17 protein-coding genes are annotated in these 10,179 nt (G+C 67.4%); all 17 read left to right on the top strand.

Features of this window, described 5'->3' with window-relative positions; genetic code table 11:
- The first annotated feature begins 1 nt into the window (after position 1).
- The 17 genes from IPG97_16080 (at position 2) to IPG97_16000 (ending at position 10,093) form a co-directional block, all read left to right on the top strand.
- Positions 2 to 298 carry a hypothetical protein gene (locus IPG97_16080; protein ID MBK6858014.1) on the top strand — a complete coding sequence of 99 codons (297 nt, stop codon included), beginning with the start codon at positions 2 to 4 and terminating at the stop codon, positions 296 to 298.
- Entirely contained in the window at positions 299 to 481 is a 183-nt protein-coding gene (locus tag IPG97_16075; protein ID MBK6858013.1) for a hypothetical protein, read from the top strand.
- Between the two features lie 12 nt (positions 482 to 493).
- Positions 494 to 1,882 carry a hypothetical protein gene (locus IPG97_16070; GenBank protein MBK6858012.1) on the top strand — a complete coding sequence of 463 codons (1,389 nt, stop codon included), beginning with the start codon at positions 494 to 496 and terminating at the stop codon, positions 1,880 to 1,882.
- On the top strand, positions 1,879 to 3,102 hold the full coding sequence (locus IPG97_16065; protein MBK6858011.1) for a hypothetical protein: 1,224 nt from the start codon (positions 1,879 to 1,881) through the stop codon (positions 3,100 to 3,102). Before IPG97_16070 ends, IPG97_16065 begins: the two co-directional genes overlap by 4 nt.
- Entirely contained in the window at positions 3,102 to 3,551 is a 450-nt protein-coding gene (locus IPG97_16060; GenBank protein MBK6858010.1) for a hypothetical protein, read from the top strand. Before IPG97_16065 ends, IPG97_16060 begins: the two co-directional genes overlap by 1 nt.
- The gene (locus IPG97_16055; GenBank protein MBK6858009.1) at positions 3,551 to 3,979 is read left to right on the top strand and encodes a hypothetical protein; all 429 of its coding nucleotides are present in this window, start codon (positions 3,551 to 3,553) and stop codon (positions 3,977 to 3,979) included. Before IPG97_16060 ends, IPG97_16055 begins: the two co-directional genes overlap by 1 nt.
- Positions 3,976 to 4,551 (top strand): hypothetical protein, encoded by a 576-nt coding sequence (locus IPG97_16050; GenBank protein ID MBK6858008.1) that lies wholly within the window; start codon positions 3,976 to 3,978, stop codon positions 4,549 to 4,551. Before IPG97_16055 ends, IPG97_16050 begins: the two co-directional genes overlap by 4 nt.
- Before the next feature lie 7 nt (positions 4,552 to 4,558).
- Positions 4,559 to 5,509, top strand: coding sequence for a hypothetical protein (locus tag IPG97_16045; GenBank protein MBK6858007.1), 951 nt, complete (start codon positions 4,559 to 4,561; stop codon positions 5,507 to 5,509).
- Positions 5,509 to 6,153, top strand: a complete 645-nt coding sequence (locus IPG97_16040) for a hypothetical protein (protein MBK6858006.1) — start codon at positions 5,509 to 5,511, stop codon at positions 6,151 to 6,153. Before IPG97_16045 ends, IPG97_16040 begins: the two co-directional genes overlap by 1 nt.
- Before the next feature lie 71 nt (positions 6,154 to 6,224).
- Positions 6,225 to 6,530, top strand: coding sequence for a hypothetical protein (locus IPG97_16035; GenBank protein MBK6858005.1), 306 nt, complete (start codon positions 6,225 to 6,227; stop codon positions 6,528 to 6,530).
- Positions 6,527 to 7,786 (top strand): hypothetical protein, encoded by a 1,260-nt coding sequence (locus tag IPG97_16030; GenBank protein MBK6858004.1) that lies wholly within the window; start codon positions 6,527 to 6,529, stop codon positions 7,784 to 7,786. The genes IPG97_16035 and IPG97_16030 overlap by 4 nt, the downstream gene beginning before the upstream one ends.
- On the top strand, positions 7,786 to 8,259 hold the full coding sequence (locus IPG97_16025) for a hypothetical protein (protein ID MBK6858003.1): 474 nt from the start codon (positions 7,786 to 7,788) through the stop codon (positions 8,257 to 8,259). Before IPG97_16030 ends, IPG97_16025 begins: the two co-directional genes overlap by 1 nt.
- Positions 8,260 to 8,270: 11 nt before the next feature.
- Complete coding sequence (locus IPG97_16020) at positions 8,271 to 8,462, top strand: hypothetical protein (protein MBK6858002.1); 192 nt, start codon at positions 8,271 to 8,273, stop codon at positions 8,460 to 8,462.
- A gap of 2 nt (positions 8,463 to 8,464) precedes the next feature.
- Entirely contained in the window at positions 8,465 to 8,653 is a 189-nt protein-coding gene (locus IPG97_16015) for a hypothetical protein (GenBank protein ID MBK6858001.1), read from the top strand.
- On the top strand, positions 8,650 to 9,426 hold the full coding sequence (locus tag IPG97_16010) for an N-acetylmuramoyl-L-alanine amidase (protein MBK6858000.1): 777 nt from the start codon (positions 8,650 to 8,652) through the stop codon (positions 9,424 to 9,426). Before IPG97_16015 ends, IPG97_16010 begins: the two co-directional genes overlap by 4 nt.
- Positions 9,423 to 9,887 carry a hypothetical protein gene (locus IPG97_16005; protein MBK6857999.1) on the top strand — a complete coding sequence of 155 codons (465 nt, stop codon included), beginning with the start codon at positions 9,423 to 9,425 and terminating at the stop codon, positions 9,885 to 9,887. Before IPG97_16010 ends, IPG97_16005 begins: the two co-directional genes overlap by 4 nt.
- The gene (locus IPG97_16000) at positions 9,884 to 10,093 is read left to right on the top strand and encodes a hypothetical protein (protein MBK6857998.1); all 210 of its coding nucleotides are present in this window, start codon (positions 9,884 to 9,886) and stop codon (positions 10,091 to 10,093) included. Before IPG97_16005 ends, IPG97_16000 begins: the two co-directional genes overlap by 4 nt.
- Positions 10,094 to 10,179 lie beyond the last annotated feature (86 nt).

Below are 10,179 nucleotides of genomic sequence, written 5' to 3'. Positions count from 1 at the left end.
CATGACTGGGCGCGCTCTCACGATCGACATAACGACGAGGGACCAGCAGACGCTGGCGGCGCTGAAGCGCGTCCAGAAGGAGTTGTCGGCGGTCGACAAGGCGGTGGACAAGACCGCCAAGGAGAGCGACAAGCTCGGTAAGTCGGCCGATGATTACGCGGCGAAACTGAGCAACGCCCGTCAGGTTGCGGGTGGGATCGTGTTGGGCGGCACGGTGGCGGTGTTGGGTGCGTCGACCAAAGCCGCTGGCGAGCTGGCGGAGGCGCAAGCCAAAACGAACGCCGTATTCGGGGAGTAGGTGGGGATCATCAATCAGTTTGCTGAGGGAGCCGCCGAGGCGCTCGCCCTGTCGAAGCGTGAGGCGCTGGAGTCCGCATCCACCTTCCAGAACCTGTTCACCCAGATGGGCGTCGGGGCCGCCAAGTCGGCGCAGATGTCTAAGTCGATGATCACCCTTGCTGGTGACTTCGGCCCTTCCTAGAACGCGAATCCGGTGGACGTGATCGAGGCGCAGACGGCTGCGTTCCGGGGCGAGTACGACGCCTTGCAGAAGTTTGTTCCGACGATCAACGCGGCGGCAGTGGAGCAGCAGGCGTTGGCCGAGACGGGCAAGTCGTCGGCCCGTGAGTTGACCGCCCAGGAGAAGGCGTTGGCGACCTATTCGCTGATGCTGGCCGGCGCGGGTAAGGCGTCGGGGGCGGCGGCTCGGGAGGCTGACGGGTTGGCGATGTCGTCCAAGAGGGCGAAGGCCGAGCTAGAGAACAGTGCGGCTTCCATTGGCACGTCGCTGGTGCCTGCTGCCGCTACGGCCGCTAAGGGGATAGCGGGTCTGGCGAGTGCGTTTGGTGCGCTGCCTGCTCCGATGCAGACCGGGGTGGTCGGCATAGGGGGCTGGTGGTGGGTCTCCGGGTTGTTGGGGCCGAAGGTCGCTGAGGGTGTCGGCCTGTTGCGGTCTGGTGTTGGTGCTGTCCGTGCGTATGGGTCGGAGACGGCGACGACGGCGCAGAAGATGACGGGCGCTGGTGTCGCCGCTGGTGCGCTGGCTGGTGCGCTGGTGGCTGGTGCTGCTGCGTGGAATCAGTGGGGTGCTGCTGGCCGCGGTGCGGCGAATCAGTGGGCTGACCAGTTCGATCAGGCGAACGGTCGCACGGTTGCGGGCCTGCGCCAGACGGCCGCTGAGACCAGGGCGTGGGGTGATGCGATCAAGGAGGCTGGGGGGTCGTTCGCTGGCCTGCCTGACCCTGGCGACCTGTTCGACATCGACGCTGACCGCGAGACGGCCGAGGCGAAGAAGGCGGCTGAGGGTCGGGCCAAGGCGTACGAGGATGCCGCCGATCGGATAGAGGAGGCCGCTAAGCGGTCTGGTATGTCGGTGGCGGACGCTGAGAAGGCGCTGGCGGCGACTGGTGTCGACCCGACGATCATGTCGGTGGACAAGCTGACGGGTGCATTAGAGGACTACCAGTCCTCGGGTGCGGGGGCCGCTGAGGCTTCGGCTGCGTTGGCCCGTGATCTGGCGGCAGAGGAGGCAGCGGCTGACGCTGCACGGTCCGCCGTCGATGGTCTGCGGTCCGCCGAGGAGGGCGTGGAGTCTGCTCGGGCTGGGGTGGCTGACGCTCAGGATCGGGTGGCTGACGCTGAGCGTGGCGTGACCGAGGCCCGTAAGGGGGTGGCTGACGCCGCCCGTGGTGTCGCTGATGCTGAGAAGGGTTTGGCTGACGCACGACAGGGGGCGGTAGCGGCCGCTGAGGACCTAGCGGACGCCCAGCGTGATCTTCAGTTTGGGACCAAGGAGCTGGAGGACGCCCACGAGGGGTCGTTGACGCTGAGAAGGATCTTGCATCGGCGCAGCGCGACAGCAAGGCCGCTCAGGAGGATTTGACCGAGGCCCGTGAGCGCGCCGCTGAGGTCCTGGAGGATCTGGCCACCTCTGCCCGGTCGGCGGTCCTCGATGAGAAAGAGGCCGTCCTCGATCTGCGAGATGCCCGCGAGGCCCTGGCCGCTGGCCCAGATATTGACGAGGCCAAGCCCGGTGAGTCCGCCGAGGCTGCGGTGGAGCGGGAGCGGCGCAACGCTGAGGCCCGCAAAGAGTGGGCGGAGGAACGTGAGCGGCTTCAGATCCGTGTAGAGCGGGCTGAGATGCGCCTGGCTGAGGCGCAGGAGCGCAACGGTGAGGCGGCCGACGAGCTGGCTGAGGCTCAGGCCCGCGGGATTGAGCAGTCCGAGGAGGTCACCGCGGCGAAGGATGCGATCGCCGCGGCTGCTGATGCTGAGCGCACCGCCGAGGAAGCGCTGGCCGAGGCCAAGGCCCGTGTGGTCGAGGTGCAGGAGGCCCTAGCCCAGCGGGTCGTTGAGGCTCAGCAGCGGGTCGTGGAGGCGAACGACCGGGTGACCGAGGCCGCTGGTCGGGTCCGTGACGCCCAAGACCAGGTGGCCGCCGCTCAACAGCGGGTCGTGGATCAGCAGGGTGCTGTGGTCGAGGCGAGGGCGGCGGTCGAGGAGGCCGAGCGCAAGGTCACCGATGCACTTGTGGCGCAGGCGATAGCGCAGGCCGAGCTGGACGCTGCGCTAGCGAACTCTAAGGGCGCTCTAGATGGCCAGATCGTCAAGCTCCTGGAGTTGGCGGGGCAGATGGAGCCGGGGTCGCCGGTGCGTCAGCGGCTGCTGGAGATGGCCGAGCAACTGAACTCTCTAACGGCGAGGCCGTGGACGATCGAGCTTCAGACCCGCCTCCAGGCGGTGGACGCGATCAACCGGGCGATGGAGATCGCCTTGTCTGGGACTGATGAGGCGAACCGTGGTGGTCGTGCGATCGGTGGCCGTGTCGGAGCGGGCCGGGTGTATCCGGTGGGCGAGAACGGCCCGGAGATTCTGCGGCTAGATCCTGGCGAGTCGGGTCGTGTGTTCACGCCTGAGCAGTGGGCGGTAGATAAGCGCAAGCAGGCGGCGTTCAACGAGCGTGACCGGCGCGGCCAAGCGAAGTTGGCGGCCGGACCGCGGACCCTGAACGTGACGGTGAATGAGGCGGCTACCCCGTGGGCGACAGTCGATCTGATCGGGTCCGAGTTTGACCGTTTGATGAGGGTGGGGGTGTCTCACTGATGGCGTCTCCACTGACAGGCGTGTACCAGTTCGGGGTTGGGTCGCTGGTGTGCGGTGACGGCACAGCGAACCCTGAGGTGTCGTTGGTGAAGGTGAACGGGCTTGGCCCGTCGGTGTCGTCTCAGACGGCGCAACGCTCGATGTCGGCGGGTGTGGCTGTGGGTCGTGATGTTGCTGCCCCGTTGGATATCAGTCTCGACGTGGAGATTTGGACGCCGGGTGATGATGAGGCGGCGGGTGACTGGTGGGTGGCGTTGGCGGCCGAGTTCGATGCGATGGCTACAGGCCTCGGGTCGTTGTGGTTGTGGCTGCCGGGGATTGGCCACCGCGAGATCGTGGGCCGTCCGATGGGCACGTCCGATGACGGGCTGTCGTCGTTGCCTTACGGCTACGTGGAGATGTCGCTCCGCTGGTTGGGGACGACGGGTGAGATGACGGTGGTGGTCTGATGGCGCTGGTCGTGTCGTGGTATCGGTCCGGGCTGGAGACCCTCACCCCGTCGGGGTGGGATGCCCGCGTCGATGACAAGGTGCTCGCCATCGAGCACGGGATGGGCTGGTCGTTCGACGCCACCGACACGACCTTGACCGACCTGGCCCTTGGTGGCTGCGAGCTGACGGCGGTCGGGTACAGCCGGGCGTCGCTGGTGACGGGTGCCCCGGTGTTCTCGTCGGGCCGCTGGACCCTGCCGCTGTCGGCTGTCGTGTGGGCGTCGTGTGGCACCGCCGAGCAGGTCGCCGCGTTCGTCGGGTACGAGGCCGGGGTTGATGACGCCACGTCGGTACCGCTGTGGGTGCTGTATGACTCGGGCGGCGCTGCGATCGTGACCCTCGACGGCACCGACCTAACCCTGTCGATGGATCTCGGTGTGACATGACCGTCACGGTCACCGCCCCAGCGGGCAACATCACCCACGGCACCCGTGGCGCGGTCTCTACCGAGATGGCATCGGCGGACCTTGAGGTGTGGATCACCTACGCGGGGTCATCGGGGCGTGTCGCACAGATCCCGTCCGATCAGATCGTGTCATGCCAGTGGTCCGAGAAGATGGACGCGATCGGGTCGTCATCCGCGACCGTCGTCATCGACCATCACGCCACCTACCCCGATGATTCCTTCGTCGCCGATGACCTGTTGCGGGTCGAGCGTGAGATCCAGATCTCCTACGCCGGGCGGGTGATGCATTGGGGGCCGATCGTGTCGGTGTCCCGGTCGATCGCCGGGCCGACGCTGACCGTCGAGGTCGCTGGCCCTGAGTACTGGCTGGATGCCCGGCTGATCGACGGTGATGAGACGGTGTGGGGTCGTGAGCAGATCCGTGGCACCCGCGAGTGGTCACCGTTCCTTGATGTGACGTCGACGGCGTTCACCGCCGGGGGCCAGTTCTCGTACCGGACATCCGAGTGGCGGTTCACCGCCGAGGTGTGGGTCAAGGCCGGGGTGCCCTGACGGTGACGTGATCCTCTCCGCTCTGGCGTCCCCATCGGCGGGTGACCCTCAGCAGGGTGGGATGGTGTTCGCCGGTGATTTGGCCCGCGGTAAGTGGGTGACGGCGGTGATCCACACGACGTTCACTTCCGCGTACGGGGCTGGTGGTGCGCCTAGGTCGTGGTTCATGTCTGTCGGGGGGGAGGGCGGCGCAGCCGAGGACGTGGTGGTCCGCAAGGTGTCCGCCCAGATCTCGCCCACCTCTGTCGGCCAGGATGACACTGAGGTCGAGGTCGAGGAGATCCCGGTCCGTGACATGTGGATGGAAGCGTTCGCCCGTGTCGCCGACCTTGGTGTGTCGGCGTGGATCGACGGGTCGATCGACGGGGTAATGGAAGCATCGTGGCGGCGTCCCGATGTGCAGGTCATCGAGGTGGCCCGCATGGTGGTCGAGTCCGGGTACGGTGAATGCGACTTCGCTCTGACCGAGACGGTGCGGGTGGGGCGCTGCTGGGTTACCCGCGGGTTCGCCCATGACCCCGGCGACCTGACGTTGACCGCTGAGGGCCCTAACCCGCCGGTCGTGTCGTGGGGGGCATGGACCTCGGGCCTCACTCACCCGGTAACGGAGTGGGTGGTCGCCAACGACGAGGGCTTCACGGGCTCCTACCACGATGTGACGCTGTTCGGTGGGCTGGTCCTCCAGTCCTACTCCGCCGCCCCCACCGGCACGTCCGCCGACGACCTGGAGAACCGGGCGATCTACGCGGCGGCGCAGGCGTCGTCGTCGCTGTCCGAGTCGCTGTCTGCACAGATCCGTATGGACCTGGTGGCGACGCTGTGGGTTGGGGACCGGGTGCGGGTCGAGATTGACGATGGCCCGTCTCAGATCGCCGCCACATGGCGGGTCGTGTCCAAGACCGTTGATCCTGCGGCCGCGGCGTTCAGTATCGAGCTATCCCCGTGGATGGGGGCGTGATGGCCGGGTCGATCGTCTCTGAGATCGCCGAGGTGAAGCGCCGTGTCCTCACGTTGGAGCGTCGGCTGCGAGATCTGCGGCTCGTCAAGTACCTGCACCAGCTCCTAGATGTCGACATCACCTACGACGGGGCCGGGGAGGTCGAGGACAACGATGTCCTCACCTATGACGCGACCGCTAAGAGGTGGGTGGCTGCGGCTGGTGGCACGGGTGGGGCGTATTCGACGGCGTGCATCAAGGGGGATACGTCGCCGTCCTCGGAGATGCAGTGGGCGTTGGCGTCGTCACCGGGGCTGCTGATGACCGACAACGGATCTGGTGACGGTTTGGTGGTTTCGGCTGCTGGGATCTATTCGGTGGAGGTGACCGCCGATTCGTCGGACGTGTTCGATTTGCGGGTCATTGGGCCTAACTGGCAGTGGGATGGTGAGGACCCTCCGGCGTGCCGTTATCAGTCTGTGATCTATGAGCAGTCCGCCGACGGGGCGAGTAGGCGTGGTGGGTCCGGTGCGATCCAGATGGCGCTCCATGAGGGCGCAGGGATCACGGTGCAGATCGTCGACGCTGTCGACACCGTCTACTGGACGTTGTCGGCGCATCTGGTCTGTGTCGCTGACGTGGTGCCCGGTGACTGTGGTGGCTGACGTGCATCCCGACCGGGGATGCCAGGACATGAGAGGACAGGGGTATGACGTGTGCTGGTGCTAGCTCGACGGTGACCCGCACCCGCGGGGACGACTGGACGGTGGTGGGGACGCTCGGCGGGTCCGGTGACATCACCGGTGTCACGGTCACGTCCCAGATCCGCACTCATGTCGAGTCTTCGACGGTGGTGGCGTCCTGGACGGCGACGGTCACGGATGGTCCGGGGCGTGAGGTGACGCTCACGTTGTCGGACACGTTGACCGCTGCGATCACCCCTGGCCGGTACGTCTATGACGTGCAGGTCGTGGCGGGCGGCGTGACCACCACCTATGGCGCTGGTGCGGTGCTGATTGTCCAAGGGGATGTGACCCGATGACCGACGTGACCTGGAACCCTGCCGGCGACGATGACACGTCGTTCGGGCCGTTGACCGCCCACAACGTGCTGGGTGGCCGTGCCGCTGCCGACGCGCATCCGGCTACGGCTGTCTCCTACGACCACACCGTGTCGGGTCTGGCCGGTGACACAGTGCAGGAAGCGATAGACGAGCTCGCCACTTCCGGTGGTGCGGTTGCGTCGGTGAACGGTGAGACCGGTGTTGTGGTGCTCGACGCCGGTGACGTGGGCGCGGTGCCGACGGCTCGAACGATCACCGCCGGGACCGGGCTGACTGGCGGCGGTGACCTGTCGGCGGATCGGACGCTGACCGTCACCTACGGCACCACGGCGGGCACGGCGGCTGCGGGTGACGACGCCCGGCTCTCTGACGCTCGCACCCCGACGGCGCACGAAGCGTCCCACCATCATGACGGGTCTGATCCGTTGTCGGCCGTGGACGTGGGCGCTGTGCCCGTCGAATCGGTGGGCCTGCTGCCCGGTGAGACGAACCGTGGCACGTGGGATGTCGCCGCCACCTACGCCGTGGGCGATGTCGTGTTCGAGACGGGCTCGGACCTGTACGTCGCTACGGCCCCGTCGACGGGCGATCAGCCGTCGCTCACCCCCGGCTCGTGGGATGTGCTGGACCCGACGGGGCGGCACGTCCGCCTCGGCCCCGGCGCCACGTCCGGCGACTACGGCACGGCGGTCGGCCCCAGTGCCACGTCCGGCGACTACGGCACGGCGGTCGGCCTCAGTGCCACGTCCGGCGACTTCGGCACGGCGGTCGGCCTCAGTGCCACGTCCGGCGACTACGGCACGGCGGTCGGCCTCGGCGCCACGTCCGGCGACTTCGGCACGGCGGTCGGCCCCGGCGCCACCGCCGGTGACAACGAGGTCAACCTCGCCAACACCTACCGGGCGACCCTCGACCCCGGCGACCAGACGACCCCGCTCACGGCGACGATCGCCACCGGCCACGTCGACCTCCCAGAGACCGCCGACGTCACCAACCCGCCCGCAGACCATCAACGGCTCGTCGCCCGCACCGACGGCCTCTACGTCCGCGACGAGACCGGCGCCGAGGTCGGGCCGTTGGGGGCTGGTGGTGCAGTTGAGCCCGGAATGGTGCCGCCAGTTTCGCCGTCCGCCTACGACCAAGAGTATTGGGACATGGCCGACGGGTCCCCGTGGTGGGGACGTGGCACAACCAAGGAACGTCCACCGCAGCGATCAGCGACGGTCGCCTCCTGATGACATGCCAGGCTGCAGCGTCCGGGTACAACCAGCGGGCGCTGCTCACCACGCTGCCCAGTTTCACGTCCGTGTCCACTCGGATCACCGTGGGCGGCGAACTCACCAATCACTCCAACGCTGGGTTGGTGCTGTACAACAGCGGCACCGGACGCATCCTGCAATGGCTGGTACACCTCCACGGCCCAGGCAAGGACCTGGAGCTGCACAGGGCCAACTCGTTCACCTCGTTCGATTCCGCTACGCCGACGACCGGAGTCCCGGCCGGCGTGGGTCACGTGTACCTCAAGCTCACTAATGACGGCGTGAATCTGCGCCGCTGGGTCAGCGATGACGGCGACCGATGGATCATGGTTGGATCGGTGACGTTGGCGTCATGGATCGGCAGCGTGACCGGGGCTGGCGTCGTGGTCGGGCAGGAACACGCAGGGATCGCCGTCACCGCATCGTTCGACTTCCTGAGATTCACATGACCACGGATTGATTGGCACCATGGACCACGACGGCACCATCAAACGTCTACGCCAACGGCTCGACGCAAACCGGGACTACCTCGCCCTCGCCTCCCCGGACCGCCGCACAACAGCGGGCACAGGTCGCACGGCTCACCCGCGAAATCAACGCCCTCATCCGACTGGTGCTCGACCTGCTCGACACCGACGACACAGAAGACTGACCATGCCCTTCACTCGCTCAGCCATGGTCCGTGCGATCCGCACCGCGGCACAGACCGCTATTGGTGCCATCGGTGCCGCCACCCTCGTCGCCCAGGTCGATTGGCCGCTCGTCGCATCCACTGTTGCGCTCGCCACGATCCTCAGCCTGCTCACCTCGCTGACCGGGCTACCCGAGGACGCCGAACGGTGAACGTCATCACCCGCGCCCAATGGGGTGCAGGCCCCAAGCGTGGCAGCGACGTGTCTGCCAAGCTCCCGTGGGGTGAGGTCGTGATCCACACCGAAGCCGGGTCGCAGCGTGCCCCGGCCAGCGAGGGCACCGAGAAGGGCTGGATACGGGCCATCGAAGCGTTCCACGTCGGACCATCGAGGGGCTGGGATGGCATCGCCTACAGCTTCCTCATCGCACCGTCGGGACGGATCTTCGAGGGCCGCGGCTGGGGGCGCTCCGGCGCACACACTGAGGGCCGCAACTCCACCGCTGCCGGGGTCTGCTTCCTTGGGCATGGCGACAAATGGCCCGCCACCGACGCCCAATGGGCCTCGACCCGCTGGCTCATAGGTGAGGGCATCCGGCTCGGCAAGCTCCAACGCCGACCCAAGATCAGCGGCCACAAGGACTACAGCCAGAAGGGCAAGACCTGCCCCGGCACCCTCATCTACCCGCTACTCCAAGCCAAGCTCGCCGGGATCGACGGACCCGCCGGGCCGACCGAACCCACCGGACCATCCACCGAGGACACTGACATGACCGACGCTGACCGCCAGATGCTCGCCGACGCCCTCGCCGAAGCCCGTGCCGCTGGCCTCCGTGCCGCCCACTGCGAGCAGCTCCTCGCCGAGCAAGCCGAGCAGCTCAAACAGTTCTACGGCTCGCTCCGGGGTTGGCTGGTGGCCATCGCAGAGAAGGTGGGTGCCTCCCGAGACGACGCCATCCGCAACGACCCCCACGCCCAACGGTGACCGCCGACGTGGCCCCGTGGCTCATCACCCTGAGGGACTCCGCGATAGCGGTCGGTGCTGTTGCCGGAGCGCTCGTCACCATCGCAGCCGCGGCGAAACTCCCGCTCATCTCCCGACCGATCCGCTGGCTGTGGGCGCACCTCGTCGCTGACCCGCTCGCGACATGGATAGACACCGTCCTCGACCCGCACACCGCACCACTCCACGACCGACTAGAGCGCGTCGAACACGAGGTGCGGACCAACGACGGTTCGTCGCTCCGTGATGTCGCGGACCGCACCGAGGTCGCCATGGCACGACTCGGCAACCAGATTGCCATCGTGTCGGCCGGACTAGACGTGATGATCCGCACCGAATACACCGCTATCCGCTCCGTCGACGCGTCGATCGCTGGCCGGGTGGACGACATCGCCCGACACACCGACACGGCCCGCCGCGGCCCAGACATCGCCCCGGCATGACGCCAGGCAGGGTGCTCGCTGAGCTGATCGCCCTCGACTGGGGATCGTGGGGCAAGGGTGCGACCGTCCCCGAGCTGGTGTCGGCACTGGCCATCGACGGACCCCGGCCTGCCTGCTCCGAGGTGCTCGAGGCGCTCATCTCCCCGAGGTCATCGACCGCTGGCAGGTCCCAGACACCGATTGGCGGCGCAACGACTGGCCAGTGATCGTCCCCATGATCTGACCGGGTTCCCGCCTCCCGGTCAGACGCAAAGGCCCCCGTGCTCCCCATCAGGGGTTGAGCGCGGGGCCT

It is taken from the genome of Microthrixaceae bacterium (assembly GCA_016702505.1).
Taxonomy (GTDB): Bacteria; Actinomycetota; Acidimicrobiia; order Acidimicrobiales; family Iamiaceae; genus Aquihabitans.
Note: the sequence above shows the minus strand (reverse complement) of the source record. Positions and strands in the feature narration are given on the sequence as shown.